Genomic DNA, 17948 nt, shown 5'->3' on the forward strand with positions numbered 1-17948 from the left:
ACGGCGGGCCGCCTTACTACTTGACGGCGGCCGTCAAGTACTTGCTATCGTCTGTCAAGTGGCGACCACCTCGGAACACGTGGACCTGCGGACCGACCTGATCCGGCTCGTGACGAGCCGCCTGCTCGACCCGCTGGAAATCCTGCTACCGCAGGCCGATCTCGCCGGCCTGCGGTCTTCCGTCGAGGCCGACGCCGAGATGTGGGCGGCCCAGCTCCTGGGCCCCGACGACACCCTGGCCCGGCAGGTGGCGATCCGCCTGATGTCCGTGCTCTACCCCGGCGACACCCCGTTCGACCCGCCCGAAAGCTGGTGGGCGACACCGCTGGGCCGCGTCGCCGCACGCCGCGCCGGCCACCCGAGCAGGGACCACGTCTCCCTCGGCGTGGCTGGGGCGATGCTCGGCATCACCCGCCAGGGCGTGCACGACCTCGTGAACCGCAACAAGTTGCTGCGCCATCCCGACGGTGGCGTCACCGTCGACTCGATCCGCGCCCGTCTCGGCCTGAGGAGAGAACAGTGAAGCTCGCGGCGACGGACTTCGGCGGCGACGACTCGCCTTTCCTGCTCCTGCACGGGCTCGGTGGTGACAGGTCCGCATGGGAAACGCTTGCGCCGCACCTGGACGGGCGCGCGGTGGCGGTCGACCTGCGTGGGCACGGCGAATCCGGTGACGGCCCGTGGGACTGGGAGGCGGTGCTCGACGACCTGGACGACACCGCTGTCCACTTCGGACTGGAAGATCCCGTCGTCGTCGGGCATTCGCTGGGCGGCATCCTCGCGGGCATGTGGGCGTTGCGGCATCCGTCGTGCCCGGCGGCGGTGAGTCTGGACGGACACCGTTCCGCCACCACGCATCCGGCGAACTACGCGGGACTTGCCGAGGACGCGGTGACCGAGGGCCTGGCGCGGCTGAACGCGATGTTCACCGCCCAGCTGGAGATGGTCACCCGCCCGGACCGCTCGATCACCTCGGCCCTGCGCACGGCACCCGAGTTCCTGGACGCCCTGCCGGTGTTCGCCGAGGTCTCCTGCCCGTTCCTGCTGGTGCTCGCCACCCGCACCCTGCCGGTGCCGCCCGATCTCCTGCCGTTGATGGACGCCCACCGCGCGGGACTGCGCCGCGACCTGCCCCCGAACGTGCGCGTGCACGAGATCGACGCGACGCACGGCATGGTGTCCGAACGACCGGCGGAGGTCGCCGAGATCGTGAATCACTTCGTGAGCAACCGCTTCAACGCCTGACGGGCCCGGCGCGGCGCCGCGCTGTCGTGCTCCAGCTGCAGGAAGTGGTTGAGCGCCAGCATGACCCCGAGGATCTCGTAGATCAGCTGCTCGACGTCCGTGTCCGGCTTCAGGTCTCCGTCGCTCACCGCACGCCGGATGTGGATCCGCAGATCCCTGCGCCACAACGCGTTCATGCCGGCCAGCGCGTCCCGCACCCGACCGCTGCGCCCGTCGAACTCGGCCGTGGCGGCGGTGAAGAAGCACCCGCCCGGCAGCACCTCGCGTTCGAGGTAGGACACCCAGGCCTCGCAGACGTCGATCAGGCGCGGCAGCCCGGACGGCATCTGCTTCACCTTGCGCGGCACCTCCCGCAGGAAGACCTCCGCGGCCTGGTCGACCACCGCGAGCTGCAGGGCCTCCTTGGTGCCGAAGTGCCCGAGCAGCCCGGCCTTGCTCATCCCCAGCTCCGCCGCCAACCGGCCGATCGTCAGCCCTTCGAGCCCCTCCGCGGAGGCGATGGCGAGGCTCCGGTCGAGGATGCGCTGCCGTGTCTCCAGGGTGTCGGCGACAGATCTGCGCGGGCTCATCTTTGTAGTTTACGTCTCTTTAGCTACCGACCGATCGGTTGCTATATTCGCCGGGTCACCCTGGCCGAAGGAGAGTTCACCTTGTCCGGTTCCCGTGTCGTCGCGCTCGGCCACCACCAGCCCGAACGAGTGCTGACCAACGCCGACCTGGAAAAGATGGTGGACACCAACGACGAGTGGATCCGCCAGCGCACCGGCATCTCCACCCGCCGCATCGCGGCTCCCACGGAAACCGTGGCCGACATGGCCTCCGAAGCGGGCGCGAAGGCACTGGCCGCCTCCGGCCTGGCCCCGTCCGACATCGGCCAGGTCATCGTCGCGACCTGCTCGGCCATCGACCGGAGCCCCTCGACCGCGGCCAGGGTGGCGGCGCGCCTGTCGATCCCCTCCGCGGTGGTCTTCGACCTGAACAACGCCTGCGCGGGCTTCTGCACCGCCCTCGCCACGGCCGACCACACCATCCGGGCAGGTGCCGCCCAGCACGCCCTGGTGATCGGCGCCGAGAAGATGTCCGACCTGGTCGACTGGACCGACCGCTCCTCCTGCATCCTGCTCGGCGACGGCGCCGGAGCAGCAGTGGTCAGCGCCTCCCCGGACGCCCAGATCGGCCCGGCCACCTGGGGCTCGGACCCGACACGCGCCAACGCCGTCCGCCTCGTCGACGACTGGCAGCCGCGCTTCGCGCAGGAGGGCCAGGCCGTCTTCCGCTGGGCCACCAGCGAACTCCCCGCCATCGCCGCACAAGCGTGCGCACGAGCAGGCATCGAGGTCACCGACCTCGCCGCCGTCGTCACGCACCAGGCCAACCTGCGGATCATCGAGGCCATGACGAAGCGACTCGGCCTGCGGGACGACGTGGTGATCGCGCGCGACGTCGTGGAGTCCGGCAACACCTCCGCCGCCTCGGTACCTCTGGCTTTGTCCAAGATGGCCGAGCGCGGGGAACTTCCGTCCGGCCAGCCCGTCCTGCTGTTCGCGTTCGGTGGCGGGCTGTCGTGGGCGGGCCAGGTGATCACGGCTCCGTAGGGGCGCCCTTGTGTTGCGCGGCAGGGCGAAGGCGGAGCCGAGCCACCCTGCCGCCCAACGCAACGGCGAAGCCGAGGCGTCCCTCCGCACACAGGGCAATGGCGAAGCCGAGGCGCGTGAACCTCTCCATGCCGGTCAAGCGGTGGTGACCCACGCACTCGGCCCGGTACTGCCCGCCCGGCCGCCCACGCAAGGCGACCGCCCGCACGGCAGGCGACCACCCCGCTGGAACGCCACAAGCCCACGCAAGCCGACCCGCACGGTGCCACCCCGCCCGCACACGCAAGGCCACCACCCCGCTAAACCCAACAACCCCAGAAATAGGCCGGTGTGGCGACTCGGGAGCCCTCCGAGCCGCCACACCGTTGGTGACGCACGAGAGGAAGGTTCAGGCTGCCGGCGCGGGAACGAGCGCATCGCCGCGTGACGTCATCGGTCCGCCACCTGGCCACGCGGGCGACGTCGGAGTTCGCCGTTCCCGCTTGCCCTGTACCGGCAACCTGAAATCCTCCACTACCTGGTTAGGGCCTCGCGCGTCCTCCGCCCACTCGCACCATCTCCGGCCTCGATCGCGAATGCCTCCGCCGCTGCAATGGCGGCGACATCGACGACGAGACGGACGGGGGAACGGATGATGCGTGGGCGGCGACCGGTTCGGGAACTGGGATCATGGTGGTCGGCAGAACTTCCGGTGCCGCGGCGGGCTGCGGCTGTGTCCACACTGGAACGTTCGTCTCGACCGTGTTCTGCCGGAACAGTTCCGGGGTCTCGGTGATGATCTTGCCCGGCGATTCCAGGCCCACGATGCCGACGAGCTTGCCGTTGGCGATGAAGCCGGTGAGTCCGTTCACGTCGGTGGTGTCGGTGCCCAGGACGGGCAGGCCCGCGCCCTGCACGCGCATGCCGTACTGCTCGGTCCAGAAACGCGGGACCGGGGTGTAGGTCTTGGCGTGGTTGCGGCCCACCAGGAGGTTCTCGGCCGCGGCGCGGCCTCCCTCGACGGCGTTGAGCCAGTGCTCGACGCGGCGCACGACGCCGTTGAAGCGCATGTTGGGCCAGCGGGCCACGTCACCGCAGGCGACGAGGTTCTCGGCGCCGACCACGTGGTTCGTGGAGTCGCACAGCACGCCGTCGGAGATGTCGAGGCCGGAGCCCCGCAGCCAGTCGACGGCCGGGGAGGCGCCGACGGCCAGCACGACGCACGAGGCGAAGAAGACCTGGCCGTCCGACAGGTGGATGCCGATGCCGCCCGGCTGGCGCACCCAGTGCTTGATGCCGACGCCGGTGGCCAGGCGCACGCCGTGCTCGACGTGCGCCTCGGTGATCTTCTTGCCGATGTCGTCACCGACGACACCGCCCAGCAACGCGGGCGAGCGCACGATCAGGGCGACGTCGCGGCCCAGGTGCCGGATCGAACACGCGAGCTCGCAGCCGATGAACCCTCCGCCGATGACGGCGACGAGGCCCTGCGACTGACGGATGTTCCTGCGGATCGCGACCGCGTCGTCCAGCGTCCGCAGCACGTGCACCCGCGGGTCGTGGCGTGGAGCCCCGCCCATCGCCCTGGCGTCGACGCCGGTAGCGATGATCATGCCGTCGTACTTGATCTCCTCGCCGCCGGGCACCCAGACGGACTGCTTCCGGGGGTCCAGGTGCAGGGCCGGGGAGTTCAGCCGCCACTCGGCGTCGAGGTCACCCGAGAACGACAGCAACGCGTCGTCCGGGGTCCACTCACCGGTGATGATCTGCTTCGACAGGCATGGGCGGTGGTACGGGAGGTGGCGCTCGGCGGACAGGATGGTGATCTGCCCGTCGAAACCCATCTCCCGCAGCCGTTCCGCGGAACGGACTCCACCGAGTCCGCCGCCGACGACCACGATCCGTTCGCTCACTTCACTCGCTCCCTGATCTCGATCGCGCGCATCGGGCACGCGCGGGCTGCCGACCTGGCCTGAGCGAAGTGCTCCTCGGGCGGGCGTCGGTTGTAGGTCAGGCGGTTGTCTTCGATCAGCTGGAAAACATCCGGGGCCTCCGCCTGGCAGGTGCCGTAGCGGTGGCACTTCTCGTTGTTGACGCTCACGTCCATCGCGTCGCCCTCGCCGATACCGGGTTCCTTGCCGCGTTCGGAGTCGAGCATGCCGATCTGCATCAGCACGTCGGGCGGGAGGAACCGGGCCAGGGCCAGGGTCGCGGTGGGGACGAGAACGGTGAGGCCGGCCAGCCAGAGAACGGACAGGTTGCCGTTCGCGATGGCGCCGAACCACGAGTGCACCACGGTGATCGCCACCGCGATGTACGCCGTTTGATGGAACCTCAACCACTTGCGGTAGAAGACTTTGTGCCTCATCGAGGCGAGCACGGCGATCGCGAGCATGACCTCAAGGCCGAGGATGCCCAGCGCGTGCCGGAACAGGCCGCCGTCCACGAACGGCAGAATCAGCTTGATGATGCTGAGGGGGGCACCCTGCAGCAACGAGAAGGCGAACGCGTGGATGCAGCCGAACGCGATCGCCAGTGAGGCGAGCACCATGTGCCCGTTCTTCAGACCTTCACGGCCGGTGAGCTTCTCGGCCCATCCGGTCGCGATCAGCACGCCCCAGGACAAGGTCGCGCACATCAGTACATAAGCCAGCCTGGCGGAGATCTGGGCCATCTTCTTGACACCCGAGTCGAACTCGGCTGACTGGGCCACCAGGAGCGGAATCTGGCTCGACAACAACTCTTCCTCCGGAAAGAACTTCTCGCGGGAACCCGCCCGGTCCTGGGTGCAGGAGTGGACACATCAGGGCCGGGCGGGTGGGAACAGGTCCGCGTTGGAGTGCCTCTGACCTTGGGACACCACCTCCGTTTTCCGTCGTGCAACGGGGTCTTGCGGAATCACCGCACCGGTCGTCGCGGGCGGAGTACTCGGAGCAGGAGCACGGTGAGAACGGCTCCCGCGGCGGTGACCGTGAGGATCACCCACATGTTCGGCCCCTCACCGGAGGCCAGCGAGGCGTTGATGATGCCGCCGGCGGGCTGGGGTTCCGCGAAGGACGAGTCGCCTGCGATCCCGGTGCTCTCCAGCAGCGTCATGTGCTTCATCACGACGTCGATACCGGCCTGTGCGAACGGGCGGATGGTGTCGTTGCGGGTGCCCGAGCGCACTTTCGCGATGAACATGAAGACCTGTCCGTGCGCGGCGCGGAGCCTCGCGACGAACGCCTGGTCGAACGCGTCTCCTTCGAGCGCGTTGATCTCTTCCATCCACGACTGCTGCGCCGGGCTCGGCACGTCCGGGATGGAGACACCCAGCTGGGCCGCGGCCTTCTTCGTCGCCGCGTCCAGCATCATGTGGTCAAGCATGATCATCTTGCCGATCTGCTTGACGCGGGCGTTCGACGCCTTGGTGGCCGTCAGCTCGCCCATCGGCATCTCCCACAGGCCCGCCTGGCGAACCTTGACCAGCAGTTCGCGGTCGTTCGCGGTCAGCGGACCAGTCGGGGTGTTCTGCACTCCGCCGGTGTCCGCGGGCTGTGCCTGCACCGCGGGAGTGAGTCCGGCGAAGAGGAACAACATCGCCAAGACGGTGGCGAGGGCTCTGGTCATCGTCTTGATGTCCTCGTTGTCCAGTGGAAGTCGACAGTGGGTTGGGTGCGTTCGCCTGAGCAGTGGACTCAGTAACCGGGCGCGGCGGGCGGGGGCGTCTGACCCGCGCCCGTGGGGGACGTGCTCGGTGTACCGCTGCTCTTGTTGCTGTTGTTCTGCGCTTTTCCGCCGGTGATCTTGGCGCCGTTCGGGGCGGTGACGAACCACACGCCGCCCTTTCCCTGCCCCTTCATGTCACCGGCGGTCCTGTCCTCGGCGTACGTGTACTGCGGGTAGCCGGCGATGGTCAGCTGCTTGGTACCGTCCGGCCTGGTCAGGACACCCATGGAGATCGGATCCACACCGGTCGCCATCGGCACCTTGTCCGCGAGGACCGGCTTCCACGCCTTCGCGCACTCGCCCTCGCAGTTGGACTTGGACGGCTTGGGCACGTCCTTGTCGTAGCGGTAGAGCGGGAGCCCGTCGGCGTCCGTGACGAACCACCCCATCTGCTCGGTGTTCGAGATGAAGTAGTTGTTAGTACCGCTCAGATCAGCGGGATTCGCCTGCAGGCCACCCGTTGCGACCCCTCCGGGAGGGGTCTCGCCGCTGCCGCACGCGGTGAGGGAGATAGCCAGTGCCGCCAGGGCGGTGATGGCTGGTCCACGTCGCATCGGCAGGTCCTTTCTCAGCGGGGGTACCGAGGAGTACGGACACGATCGGGCAACGGTTCACGAACTTCGTGAGGAATATTTGCCTCTCGACTTCAGCCGCTTGATGGGGCAAGGATGTCCCCCGTGGCGCGGCATAGACGTCAACGTGAGTTAGACGAACAATCACCAAGACCGGGGTCTCTCGAGGAAGAGTTGATCCGTCGGCTGTACGAGGAATTCGGGAGTGCCCTGCTGGGACACTGCATGAGGTTGACGGGCCATGATCGTCAGTGGGCCGAGGACATCGTGCAGGAGACCCTGGTAAGGGCATGGCGCAATGCCGAGAAACTCGAGCGTGACCCCGTGCTCTTGCGGTCGTGGTTGTTCACGGTGGCAAGGCGGTTGGTCATTGACGACAGACGTAAGAGAAGCGTCCGTCCGCAGGAGTTCGAACTGACCCCTTCGGACGAGTCGCCCTCGCGTGGCGAAGAGGATCGCACCCTCGCGGCGATCGTCGTGGCGGAGGCGATGAACGGTCTCTCCGAGGAACACAGGGAGGCTATTCTCGAGACATATCTGCGGGACCGCACCGTCGGTGAGGCCGCGGCTGCACTGGGTGTGCCGCCGGGAACGGTCAAGTCGAGGGTGTACTACGCGCTCCGTGCGTTGCGGCGTGCGTTGCACGATCGGGGAGAGACGCGGTGACAACGGCACCAGATCACCTCGACGTAGCCGCCTACGTGCTCGGCATCCTCGATGCCGATGAGGTGGAGGCGTTCGAGAACCACCTGACCGAGTGTCGGCGGTGTGCTCTTGACCTGCGCGACTTCGCGGTGGTGCCGGACCTCATCGACGAGGCCGACGCCGGCGGGATGCTGCGCGGAACGGCTCCGGAACGCCCCGACGGCAAGTCGGTGCGGGTCATGCTCGACGCCGTCGCGGCGCGCAGGAAGCGCCGACGGTGGTTCGTCGCCCAGGGCGTCGCGGCCGCCGCCGCCGGCGTCGTGGCGGTGACAGCGGTGGTCACGACCCTGGTCGTGCGCGGTGGCAACGACGGCTCGAACCAGGCAGCGCCCCAGAACCCCGGCACCTCGACGTCGCAGACGAGGGTGGCGAACAACTCCACCGACACGTCGATGGAGGTCACGCACCAGGACCCGAACAGCGGCGTCGGCACGAAGATCACCGCGTCCGACACCCCGTCGGGGACCGCGATGGACATCGAGGTCACCGGCATGTCCGGCCCCAGCAGGGGTTCGCTCGTCGCAGTGGGCCGCGCGGGCCGCGTAGCGCAGGTCACGTCCTGGTACGCCCCGGAACCGGTGGCGGGAGACAGGAAGGCCATCAAGCTGGCCGCGAACGTGGCCATGCGGTGGCACGAGATCGCGACGTTCCGCATCGTGGACGAGAACGGGAAGACCCTGCTCGAAGTCGTGGCTTCCTGACGTTTCACGACACCAGCCCACTGCCCCCGCGGGATCCGTGAGATCCTGTGGGGGCAGTTGTCGTTTCGCAGGGATTTCGCAGAAGTTCGGGGAAGGCTGGCTACGTGGCGATAGGCCCGTCAGCGGTCGAGCGCTGGCTCGATCTGTCCACAGAGGAGCTGCGCGCTCAGGTCACGCGGCTCGTGTCCGCCCGGCTACCGGGTGATCACGCTGTGTGGCAGGCGATCCGGCGTCATCAGGCGCTGGTTCCGCGCATCCGCGGTGTCCTCTCCGGACTCGCGGCCACCTCGGCCGGCAGCAAGGACGAGGCCATGCAGAAGGTCTGGATCTCCAAGGCGCGCGCCGCTCTGGACCAGCCCTTCACGCCTCCGGTGAAGGCCGCGCGAAAGCCTGCGGCCGAAGAGGTTCCCGCCGAGGAACCCGAACCTGTGATCGAGCTCAGGGAACCCGAGCCCGCCCAGCAGAAGCAGCCGCACAAAGCCATTCCGACGATGCTCTTCCAGGAACCAAGCTAGGGAGCCAGATGGTCGTCTTCGGATCGTTCATCTCGCTGTCGGGTCTGCTGATCCTGTTGTTCCGCACCGCCCCGATGGGCGGGCTCAGCCCGGCGGTGGTCGGCTGGGTGCTGATCCCCCTCGGACTGGTGTTCGCGGGGCTGGGCGTGCTGCGCAACCGCCGCAAGCGCGCGCAGAAGGGTCCCGGCCCGGTCGGGAACCCGATCGCGCGCGTGAAGGCGCTGCCGCGGCTGTGGAGGACCTGGCGGGGCGGCAAGTACCCGGAGCTGCCGCGTAGCCAGGTCATGATGTGGGCGGTGGCGCTGCTCTACCTCGTGTCGCCGATCGACGTCCTGCCGGAGTTCCTCCCGGTGATCGGGGTGACCGACGACGCGGGCGTCCTCGTGTGGCTGCTCAGCAGTCTCTCGATGGCCTCAGGCTCGTACCTGCGCTGGGAGAAGGATCATCGCGACACGGGTCGCGGGATCGAGGCCCCGTGAGGCCTCCTCGCGCATGATCTCGGCCAGGCCGGGCGAAGCGTCCGCCACGGCGCGGAACCCGAGGCGCTCGTAGTACGGCGCGTTCCACGGCACGTCGCGGAACGTCGTCAGCGTCACAGCGCGTTCGGAGCGGGTGACGTGCTCGATCAGCGCGGCGCCGATCCCCTGGCGCGCGTGCGAGGGGTGCACGCTGACCTGGTGGACGTGGGTCGCGCCGTCGACGTCACCGACCGCGATGAACGCGACGGGCACGCCTTCCGCGCCGATCGCGACCCAGACCTCGTTCTCGGCGAGGTCCGCCAGGGCCATCGGGGCGTCGTCGGCGATCTCGGGCATCCCGATGTCGCGAAACGGTTCTCCGGAGGCGTTTTCGATCTCCTGGAGGTACGGCAGTTCGGCTGGTTGGGCGAGACGGATCAACACGTCCACAATCCTGGTAGGTCGGACGCGAGCGGCGCACCCGAATAACGTTAAAGTCCGACCTGATGCGAACGAAGACAGTACGCGTCCTCCTGGTCGAGGACGACGATGGCGACGCCCTCCTGGTCGAGGCGCTGCTCGAAGAAGCGAGCGCGCCTTTCATCCTGGCGCGCGCCCACACGCTCGCGGAGGCGGAAAACCTGCTCCCCGACGCCGAGTGCGTGCTGCTCGACCTGGGACTACCCGACTCACAGGGGCTCGACGGCCTGCACCGGCTGCTGGCCAAACCGGACGCGCCGGCGATCCTGGTGCTGACCGGGCTCGACGACGAACGCGAGGGCATCTCCGCGGTGGCCGCCGGCGCCGAGGACTTCCTGATCAAGGGCAAGGTCGACGGCGAACTGCTGCTGCGCGGCGTCCGGTACGCGGTCGAACGCCGCCGCGCCGACGACGCCCAGTTCCAGCTGCGCGAGGCCAAGCTCCTGGCGGCCGAACGGAGCAGGCTCGAACGCGGCCTGCTGCCTCCCGCGCTGCTGCAGAACTCGGACGTGAACCTGGAGGTCCGCTACCAGCCCGGCGGCCAGCGGATGCTGCTCGGCGGCGACTTCTACGACGCGGTCGGCCTGCCGGACGGCACCGTGCACGCGATCATCGGCGACGTCTGCGGCCACGGCCCGGACGAGGCCGCGCTGGGCGTCTGCCTGCGGATCGCGTGGCGCGCGCTGGTCCTCTCCGGGGCACCGGCGGAGAAGGTGCTGCGGACGCTCGACCAGGTGCTGGTCGCGGAACGGCACGGCGAGGGCATCTTCACCACGGCGTGCATGGTCACCGTGGCGCCGGACCGCCGTTCGGCGCGCTACTTCCTCGCCGGGCACCCCGAACCGCTGCTGATGGTCGGCAGGCAGATCGTGGACCTGCCGCCGTCGAAGATCGGGGTGCCGCTCGGCGTGCTGCCCGACTACGCGTGGACCGGGGTGGACGTGCCGCTGCCGTCCGGCTGGTCCCTCGCCTGCTACACGGACGGACTGATCGAGGGTCGGGTACCTGACGACGCCGACCGGCTCGGTGTCGAGCGCCTCTGCGAGATCCTGGCCAGACATCTGCGGGACGGTCCCGACTGGATGGACTCGGTCATCGCGGAGGTGACGGAGCTGAACGGCGGGGCACTCGACGACGACGTGGCCGTCCTGCTGCTGAAGGATGGCAAGTGAACCTGCCGCAAAGGCTTCCGGCGAGCCGGCTGCTGGGCGTCATCGTGGCGGTCCTGCTGGCCATGACCGCGGTGGCGATCTCGTCCACGGTCGTCGCCCTCGACGCGCTGAGCGACACACGGGCGCGGTCGGTCGACCGGATCGAGCCCGCCGGGCGCCTCGTGAACGAACTGAACCGCTCGCTGCTGGACCAGGAGACCGGTGTGCGCGGGTTCGTCCTCACCGGCCAGGAGGACTTCCTCACGCCGTACCTGGACGGCCAGAAGGCCGAGACCGAGGCCGCGCGGAGTGTGCGCGACCTCGTCGGCGACGTCAACGGCCGGGTGAGCCGCATCGAGGACCTCGCGCGGCAGTGGCGTGCGGAGTATGCGGAGCCGACGGTCGCCGGGATCAAGCAGACCGGCCCCGGCGCCGCCACCGCGGGGGACATCGAGCGTGGCAAGGTGCTGTTCGACCAGCTCCGCGCCGAGGTGTCGGCGTTGCGCACCGACATCGGCGGGCTTGCCCGGCAGGCCCGCGAGGACCTGGACGACGCGGCGAACGTCGTGCTGTGGCTGGTGATCGGCATGGGCGTGCTGCTGGTCGTGGCGATCGGCGGGCTGTCGGTGTTGCTGCACCGCCTGCTGGTCGCGCCGCTGGCGAGCCTCGCCGAACACACCCGGCAGGTGGCGTCCGGCGACTTCGAGCACGAGATCGACGCGGACGGTCCACTGGAGACGGTGATGCTCGGCGAGGACGTGAACGCCATGCGCCGCCGGATCGTGCAGGAGCTCGCGTTGCTGGACCAGAGGTCGGCCGAGTTGCAGCGCTCCAACGCCGAGCTGGAGCAGTTCGCCTACGTGGCCTCGCACGACCTGCAGGAACCGCTGCGCAAGGTCGCGTCGTTCTGCCAGCTGCTGCAACGGCGGTACGGCGGCCAGCTCGACGAGCGCGCCGACCAGTACATCGAGTTCGCCGTGGACGGCGCGAAACGCATGCAGGGCCTGATCAACGACCTGCTGGCGTTCTCCCGCGTCGGCCGGATCACCCGCGAACGCACCATGATCGACCTGGACGAGCTGGTCGGCCAGGTCGTCGGGAACTTCTCCGACCGCGTCGAGGAGACCGGCGCCACCATCGTCGTGGGCGAGCTGCCCTCCGTGCGAGGTGAGGCGACTCTGCTCAGCGCGGTCTTCCAGAACCTGATAAGCAATGCGTTGAAGTTCAAGGGGCCGTCGGCTCCGAGGATCACGATCGGCGCCGAGCGCGACGGCGAACTGTGGAAGTTCTCCGTCCAGGACAACGGCATCGGGATCGAGCCTGAGTACAGCGAACGGATCTTCGTCATCTTCCAGCGCCTGCACCCGAAGGACGCCTATCCGGGCACCGGGATCGGCCTGGCGATGTGCCGCAAGATCGTCGAGTACCACGGTGGCACCATCTGGCTGAAGACCGATGTGGACTCCGGCACCGAGTTCGAGTTCACCCTGCCCGTCGCCGCAGAAGACCTGGTTGAGGTAACCGCATGACTGAAGCACACCTGAACGTGATCGACGTCCTGCTCGTGGAGGACGACCCGGGCGACGCGCTGATGACGCAGGAGGCGTTCGAGCACCACAAGATTCGCAACGTTCTGCATGTGGTGAAGGACGGCGTGGAGGCGCTGGAGTTCCTGCGCCGCGAGGGCCAGTACGAGGACGCGCCGCGGCCGGGCCTGATCCTGCTCGACCTCAACCTGCCCCGCAAGGACGGCCGCGAGGTGCTGGGCGAGGTGAAGAACGACCCCGAGCTGCGCTCGATCCCCGTCGTCGTGCTGACGACCTCGGAGGCCGAGGAGGACATCCTGCGCAGCTACAGCCTCTACGCCAACGCGTACGTGACCAAGCCGGTGGACTTCGACAGGTTCATCGAGGTCGTCCGCCAGATCGACGACTTCTTCGTCACCGTGGTGAAGCTGCCCCGCTGAATCACGGCGGCGCCGAAGTCCATATTCGCAGGTCAGAACTAACCGGGTGTCGTGGACACTCAGTCGACGCTCCGCACGATCACCGGTTCGTCATCAGCCTGCACGACCCATTCCTGGGGCTCGCGCGGCTCAGGAACGACCGGCGCCCAGATCCCCGACCCACCGGGACGGCCCTGCCTGCGCAACTCGAATTCCTCTCGCGTGCTCATGCACTCTGGCTACCCGCCTGAGCCGAACGTATGCCTGACAGCATCGTCGTGATGGCCGCCATGACCCGCCGGGTGGCCTCGGCCAGCACTTCGGCGGTGAGCTCGCGGTCGTACAGGTCGGAGAGGTCGACCGGAGCGCCCGCGACCACCTCGATCCTCTTGCGCGGCAACAACCTCGGCAGGAACGTGCCCCTGGGCAGCAGGTCCTGCGTGCCCCACTCGGCGACGGGGACGACCGGCACGCGCGACTCCAGCGCCATCCGCGCCACGCCGGACTTGCCCTTCATCGGCCAGTTCTCCGGATCGTCGGTGAAGGTGCCCTCGGGGAACACCATCACGCACTCGCCGTCGCGCAGCGCCTCCACAGCGGGCCTGAGCGCCTCTGAGGCCTTCACCGTGCCGCGTTCGACCGGGATGTGACCCCCGGAGCGCATGACCCAGCCGAAGACCGGCATGCGCCACAGGGAGGCCTTCGCGAGCACGCGCGGCACCCGGTTCGACATCAGCGCGAACACCACGGCCGCCACGGTGTCCGCGTTGGACAGGTGGTTGAACGCGAGGATCACGCCGCCGTTGCCCGGCACGTGCTGCCTGCCGCGCACCCGCAGCCGCACGAACAGCACGACCACTGGCCACAGGACGTCGATCGCCAGCGAGAACCAGAAGCCTCTGCCCCTGCGGGGCATCTTCCAGGTCCAGGCGGCCAGTTCGCGTGGTGTCACACGGTGTATTCGAGCACGCCGGCGTTCGAAGTTCGGGTCAGTTCGCCACGTTCGACCAGAACGTCGAGGTGCGCGGCCGTCTCACCGATGGCCAGCACCTGGTTGAACATGTCGAGATCGTCGAACCGGCGCTGGCGGCGCGTCCAGCCGATCTTGCGGGCGGTCTCGAACGCGCTGCCCGCGACAGCCTTGAGGATCTCCTCCAGGCGCTGCTCGTGGAACTGCAGCAGCTCGTCGACGCGGGCGTGCGAGCTGTCGGTCACCGGGCCGTGCGCGGGCAGCAGCTTGAGATCCGGCAGCTGCCGGGTGAGCCGCAGCGACGTCATGTAGTCGCCGAGCGGCAGTTCGGGCCGCAGCGGCTCGAAGCCGATCGACGGCGTGATGTGCGGGAGCACGTGGTCGCCGGAGAACAGCACCTTCGCGGTGTGGTCGACGAACACGACGTGACCGCGGGTGTGGCCGGGCGTCGGGACGATCTCCAGCTCGCGGTGCTCGAGGCCGACGGTGCTGCGGACGAGCCACTCGTCGGGCTCCTCGTAGTCGCGCAGCGCCTCGCCCCGGTCGACGTGGTGCATGATCTTGACCCACGTCTCGGCCAGCTCGCTCGCGCCCCACTTGCGCAGGTCGTCGACGTGCTGGTCGTCCTGGCCGTGCAGCATGTGCCGCAGCGAGGGCTGTTCGCCCAGCCCCAGCCCGATCCTGCTGCCGAACGTCCTGCGCAGCGACACGGCCATCGTGAAGTGGTCGCGGTGCACGTGCGTGATGAGGAACCGCTTGATGTCCTCGAAGCCCTTGTTCAGGGTGCCCAGGGCCGCTTCGAGCTGGTCGCGCGCCTCGTCCAGCGCCCAGCCGGAGTCGACCATGACCAGGCCGTCGCCGTCCTCGATCGCGTAGACGTTGACCGCGCGCAGGCCGTCGTTCGGCAGCGGCAGCGGAATCCGGTGCACACCTGGTGCGACCTCGAACGCGCCCGGTTCACTCCACACGCTACGCCCACCTCATTGTTAGCGCTCGCAACTATCTACCGGACGGTAACACGGTATTCCGGGTGCTTGTCGATGTACTTCGCGACAAACGGGCACAGCGGAGAAATCTTGACATCCCTCGCCAGGACGTCGTCCAGCGCGTACTTCGCGAGCTGGGCACCGAAGCCCTGACCGGCGTAGGCCTCGTCGACCTCGGTGTGCACGAGCGCGAGGACGCCCGCGACGTCGCGGTACTCCAGGAAGCCGGCGAGCTTGCCGTCGACGTGGACCTCGTAGCGGCTCTCGGCCTCGTTGTTAGTGACCATTTGACGTGCTCTCCGTCCGGAAGGATGGGGATTCCCGCACGGCTGCGCCGTGTCCGGGGTGCTTCCTGTTTCAACGCCCTGCGCCACCCCGAGAGGTGGTCTTACCTGAGCTCCGCAGGCGTTTGATCTCTCCGCACGTCCTGCGGCGAGGATGTTCAGGGCGGCGTTGTGGTCCCGGTCGTGAACGCTGAGACAGCCGGGGCACGTCCATTGCCGGATCTTAAGCGGCATGCTTTCCATGCGGTGCCCGCAGGCCGAACACGTCTTCGAACTGGGCAGCCACCGCGACACCACGTGCACAGTACGGCCGTGGCGTTCGGCCTTGCGTTTCAACAACTGGACGAACCCGCCCCAGCCGGCGTCATGTACGGCGCGGGCCAGTCTGCGGTTGCGAACCATGCCGGCGATGTCGAGATTCTCTACGTAGACCGCTTGGTTGTCGCGGACGAGCCTCAGAGCTTGCTTGTGGTGGAAATCTCGGCGAGCGCGGGCGACCTTGCCGTGCTGGACGGCGACCGTGCGCCGCGCCTTCGCCCGGTTGTTGCTGTCTCTCGCTTTGCGTGCCAGAGCGCGCCGGGTGCGCACCAGTTTGCGATGAGCGCGAGCGAGGTACTGCGGATTGACGACATCGCGTCGCGTTCCAGCGGTGCATGCGATCGTGGCCAGTCTGGTGATACCCAGGTCGACGCCGGCCTCACGTTCGACCGGTGGCAGCGGGGTCGGCGCGATCTCGACCACGAATGACGCGTAGTAGCGGCCGTCCGGTTCGCGGATGATCGTGGCCGACGACGGTTCGCCGGGCAGATCGCGTGACCAGCGCACCGCCACATCGCCGATCTTCGCCAGAAACAGCCGTCCGCCTGGACGCAGGCGAAACCCGTTGCGGGTGAGCCTGAACGACTGCCGGCCGTCCTTGCGGGACTTGAACCTGGGCCTTCCTACCCTGCGACCACGACGTTTGCCGGACAGTGAGTCGAAGAAGTTGCGGTAAGCACGATGCGCGTCCTGCACGGATTGCACCAGCGCCACCGAAGCCACCTCGGACAACCACGCGCGCGGCTCGGTCCTCTTCGCATCGGTGATCACTCGCCGCTGCACTTAGGTCGGCGAGATCTGCTGCCCGGCCCCGCGAGCGGCGTCGCGACAACAGATCGCGTCGTTGAACACCACCCGCACACACCCGAACGTACGCGCCAGCATCCCGCGTTGAACCACCGTAGGTTCGATCCGGTAGCGATACCTGGCCAACACGACGATCACCGTAGCGCGTAGCGATGAGCGCCAAACGGAGCTGGGACGAGTTGTCCACAGACGTGTACACCCGTAGTTCGTGTACCTGCCGCGGCTGCGCCTGATTTGATCTCGGTCAACCGTCTTGCCCCGGAAGATGGAAAATGGCGCGCATGGACGTCTACCTCCTGATCCTGGGTGACCACCTGCCCAACCCGTGCACCGGGCAGGAGGTCCCCCAGGCCGACCGGCTGCGGGCGATGGTCGAGCAGGCGGTGGTGGCCGAGGAGTCGGGGTTCACGGGTGTCGCGATCGGCGAGCACCACTTCACCCGCTACATCGTGTCCGCGCCCGAGCTGCTGCTGGCGGCGGTGGCGGCGCGGACGAGCACGCTGCGGCTCTCGACCGGCGTGACGTTGCTGGCCCACCGCGACCCGGTGCTGGTGGCCGAGTCGCTGGCGACGCTGGACGTGCTGTCGAACGGGCGCGCGGAGCTCATCGTGGCGCGCGGGGTGGACCAGCAGACCGACGCGGCGTTCGGCGTGCAGCCGGGCGAGTTGCGGGCGCGGTTCGAGGAGCACCTGCGGTTGTTGCTCAAGCTGCTGGAGGAGCCGTCGGTGAGCTGGGACGGGCGGTTCCGCGGTCAGCTGAGCGAGGTGACGACGACGCCGCGGCCGGTGCAGACGCCGCGGCCGACGGTGTGGATCGGGTCGGGGTCGGCGGTGTCGGCGGACCTGGGCGCCGAACTGGAGATGCCGCTGATGCTGCCGTCGACGTTGCGGGACCCGTCGATCTACCTGGAGGTGGTCCAGCGGTACCGCGAGCGCTTTCCCACCGGACGCGTCGGCGTGCCCAGTCACGTCTTCGTGGCGCGGGAGGACGCGCGGAAGCGCTGGCGGCCGCACCTCGCCGAGTACGCGCGGTTCGCGGACCCGTGGCGAGGGGACGGCGACATCGACGCCGACGCGATCATGGACGGCGCGGCGGTGTGCGGGACGCCGGAGGAGGTGGCGGCACGGTTGAACGAGCTGGCGGAGCGCCTGTCGATCGACACGCACCTGGTGATGGTGGACATCGGCGGCATGCCGCACGAATCGGTCGTCGAGACGATCCGCCTCTTCGGCGCCGAGGTGCTTCCCAAACTTGTTTGACGCAGGCGCCGCGTTGCGTGAAGGCCTCCGCGCGAAATTGGTTTCATGGCCGATGAAACCGACCGTCCCCATGCGACGGAAGTTGACGGCCTGGTCATCCGAAGGCTGAAGACACTGTGCCATCGGTGAAATATCGTTCCTCTCGCAACCACGCGACAGTGCGCACGCACCGCAGTTGATGGGTTTCTCAGCGTGTTCTCCCGGGGGTAGGGGCACGCTGATTCAGGGTTCATCTCAGGGGAGAACCTGACTCTGCGGTGCGGTGCCTTC

22 protein-coding genes are annotated in these 17948 nt (G+C 68.3%); 11 read left to right on the top strand and 11 right to left on the bottom strand.

The genetic code is table 11. The features are described from left to right. Positions 1 to 58 precede the first annotated feature (58 nt). Positions 59 to 523 (top strand): hypothetical protein, encoded by a 465-nt coding sequence (locus BLR21_RS28845; RefSeq protein WP_090010754.1) that lies wholly within the window; start codon positions 59 to 61, stop codon positions 521 to 523. Continuing rightward, positions 520 to 1245, top strand: coding sequence for an alpha/beta fold hydrolase (locus tag BLR21_RS28850; RefSeq protein WP_090010757.1), 726 nt, complete (start codon positions 520 to 522; stop codon positions 1243 to 1245). Before BLR21_RS28845 ends, BLR21_RS28850 begins: the two co-directional genes overlap by 4 nt. Here the strand turns inward: BLR21_RS28850 and BLR21_RS28855 are convergent. Continuing rightward, entirely contained in the window at positions 1215 to 1814 is a 600-nt protein-coding gene (locus BLR21_RS28855) for a TetR/AcrR family transcriptional regulator (RefSeq protein WP_090010761.1), read from the bottom strand. The genes BLR21_RS28850 and BLR21_RS28855 overlap by 31 nt on opposite strands. Before the next feature lie 81 nt (positions 1815 to 1895). Between BLR21_RS28855 and BLR21_RS28860 the strand changes: the two genes are divergently transcribed. Beyond that, the gene (locus BLR21_RS28860) at positions 1896 to 2840 is read left to right on the top strand and encodes a beta-ketoacyl-ACP synthase III (RefSeq protein ID WP_090010763.1); all 945 of its coding nucleotides are present in this window, start codon (positions 1896 to 1898) and stop codon (positions 2838 to 2840) included. 521 nt (positions 2841 to 3361) lie between these two features. Here BLR21_RS28860 and BLR21_RS28870 read toward each other — a convergent pair. The 4 genes from BLR21_RS28870 to BLR21_RS28885 form a co-directional block, all read right to left on the bottom strand. Further along, complete coding sequence (locus BLR21_RS28870; RefSeq protein ID WP_176929840.1) at positions 3362 to 4732, bottom strand: NAD(P)/FAD-dependent oxidoreductase; 1371 nt, start codon at positions 4730 to 4732, stop codon at positions 3362 to 3364. Further along, positions 4729 to 5556, bottom strand: a complete 828-nt coding sequence (locus BLR21_RS28875) for a 4Fe-4S domain-containing protein (protein ID WP_090010772.1) — start codon at positions 5554 to 5556, stop codon at positions 4729 to 4731. Before BLR21_RS28875 ends, BLR21_RS28870 begins: the two co-directional genes overlap by 4 nt. Positions 5557 to 5717: 161 nt before the next feature. Continuing rightward, on the bottom strand, positions 5718 to 6428 hold the full coding sequence (locus tag BLR21_RS28880; RefSeq protein WP_090010775.1) for a DUF4142 domain-containing protein: 711 nt from the start codon (positions 6426 to 6428) through the stop codon (positions 5718 to 5720). 68 nt (positions 6429 to 6496) lie between these two features. Next, positions 6497 to 7081: a hypothetical protein gene (locus BLR21_RS28885; protein ID WP_090010778.1), complete on the bottom strand. Its 585-nt coding sequence runs from the start codon at positions 7079 to 7081 to the stop codon at positions 6497 to 6499. Positions 7082 to 7195: 114 nt separating this feature from the next. On the opposite strand from BLR21_RS28885, the gene BLR21_RS28890 reads away from it, so the two are divergent. From BLR21_RS28890 to BLR21_RS28905, 4 genes are all read left to right on the top strand, one after another. After that, positions 7196 to 7765 (top strand): sigma-70 family RNA polymerase sigma factor, encoded by a 570-nt coding sequence (locus tag BLR21_RS28890; RefSeq protein ID WP_030479030.1) that lies wholly within the window; start codon positions 7196 to 7198, stop codon positions 7763 to 7765. Then, positions 7762 to 8505, top strand: coding sequence for an anti-sigma factor family protein (locus BLR21_RS28895; RefSeq protein ID WP_090010780.1), 744 nt, complete (start codon positions 7762 to 7764; stop codon positions 8503 to 8505). Before BLR21_RS28890 ends, BLR21_RS28895 begins: the two co-directional genes overlap by 4 nt. 104 nt (positions 8506 to 8609) lie before the next feature. Continuing rightward, the gene (locus BLR21_RS28900) at positions 8610 to 9020 is read left to right on the top strand and encodes a hypothetical protein (protein WP_143027905.1); all 411 of its coding nucleotides are present in this window, start codon (positions 8610 to 8612) and stop codon (positions 9018 to 9020) included. An 8-nt stretch (positions 9021 to 9028) separates the two neighbouring features. Further along, a complete protein-coding gene (locus BLR21_RS28905) occupies positions 9029 to 9499 on the top strand; it encodes a YkvA family protein (RefSeq protein ID WP_090010786.1) in 471 nt (156 codons plus the stop codon). On the opposite strand, the gene BLR21_RS28910 is transcribed toward BLR21_RS28905, so the two are convergent. After that, positions 9434 to 9919 carry a GNAT family N-acetyltransferase gene (locus BLR21_RS28910; RefSeq protein ID WP_218130996.1) on the bottom strand — a complete coding sequence of 162 codons (486 nt, stop codon included), beginning with the start codon at positions 9917 to 9919 and terminating at the stop codon, positions 9434 to 9436. The genes BLR21_RS28905 and BLR21_RS28910 overlap by 66 nt on opposite strands. 65 nt (positions 9920 to 9984) lie before the next feature. Between BLR21_RS28910 and BLR21_RS28915 the strand changes: the two genes are divergently transcribed. Genes BLR21_RS28915 through BLR21_RS28925 form a run of 3 tightly spaced genes read left to right on the top strand, consistent with a single transcriptional unit; the run spans position 9985 to position 13075 of the window. Next, the gene (locus BLR21_RS28915) at positions 9985 to 11130 is read left to right on the top strand and encodes a PP2C family protein-serine/threonine phosphatase (RefSeq protein ID WP_090010788.1); all 1146 of its coding nucleotides are present in this window, start codon (positions 9985 to 9987) and stop codon (positions 11128 to 11130) included. Beyond that, a complete protein-coding gene (locus BLR21_RS28920) occupies positions 11127 to 12638 on the top strand; it encodes a sensor histidine kinase (RefSeq protein WP_090010791.1) in 1512 nt (503 codons plus the stop codon). The genes BLR21_RS28915 and BLR21_RS28920 overlap by 4 nt, the downstream gene beginning before the upstream one ends. After that, positions 12635 to 13075 (top strand): response regulator, encoded by a 441-nt coding sequence (locus tag BLR21_RS28925; RefSeq protein WP_090010794.1) that lies wholly within the window; start codon positions 12635 to 12637, stop codon positions 13073 to 13075. Before BLR21_RS28920 ends, BLR21_RS28925 begins: the two co-directional genes overlap by 4 nt. Before the next feature lie 59 nt (positions 13076 to 13134). Here BLR21_RS28925 and BLR21_RS42785 read toward each other — a convergent pair whose 3' ends face one another. From BLR21_RS42785 to BLR21_RS44730, 5 genes are read right to left on the bottom strand one after another with little or no spacing between them, the layout of a single operon-like run. Then, positions 13135 to 13284 carry a hypothetical protein gene (locus BLR21_RS42785; protein WP_176929841.1) on the bottom strand — a complete coding sequence of 50 codons (150 nt, stop codon included), beginning with the start codon at positions 13282 to 13284 and terminating at the stop codon, positions 13135 to 13137. Beyond that, complete coding sequence (locus BLR21_RS28930) at positions 13281 to 14006, bottom strand: lysophospholipid acyltransferase family protein (protein WP_256334993.1); 726 nt, start codon at positions 14004 to 14006, stop codon at positions 13281 to 13283. The genes BLR21_RS42785 and BLR21_RS28930 overlap by 4 nt, the downstream gene beginning before the upstream one ends. Next, positions 14003 to 14992: an MBL fold metallo-hydrolase gene (locus BLR21_RS28935; RefSeq protein ID WP_090010795.1), complete on the bottom strand. Its 990-nt coding sequence runs from the start codon at positions 14990 to 14992 to the stop codon at positions 14003 to 14005. The genes BLR21_RS28930 and BLR21_RS28935 overlap by 4 nt, the downstream gene beginning before the upstream one ends. Before the next feature lie 35 nt (positions 14993 to 15027). Continuing rightward, positions 15028 to 16395 (bottom strand): RNA-guided endonuclease TnpB family protein, encoded by a 1368-nt coding sequence (locus BLR21_RS43270; protein ID WP_338061076.1) that lies wholly within the window; start codon positions 16393 to 16395, stop codon positions 15028 to 15030. Then, entirely contained in the window at positions 16396 to 16557 is a 162-nt protein-coding gene (locus tag BLR21_RS44730; RefSeq protein ID WP_218130989.1) for a helix-turn-helix domain-containing protein, read from the bottom strand. Positions 16558 to 16700: 143 nt separating this feature from the next. On the opposite strand from BLR21_RS44730, the gene BLR21_RS28945 reads away from it, so the two are divergent. Next, the gene (locus BLR21_RS28945; RefSeq protein ID WP_176929842.1) at positions 16701 to 17678 is read left to right on the top strand and encodes an LLM class flavin-dependent oxidoreductase; all 978 of its coding nucleotides are present in this window, start codon (positions 16701 to 16703) and stop codon (positions 17676 to 17678) included. Positions 17679 to 17948: the final 270 nt, after the last annotated feature.

The sequence above is a fragment of the Lentzea albidocapillata subsp. violacea genome, assembly GCF_900100275.1.
In the GTDB taxonomy this organism is placed as follows: Bacteria; Actinomycetota; Actinomycetes; order Mycobacteriales; family Pseudonocardiaceae; genus Lentzea; species Lentzea violacea.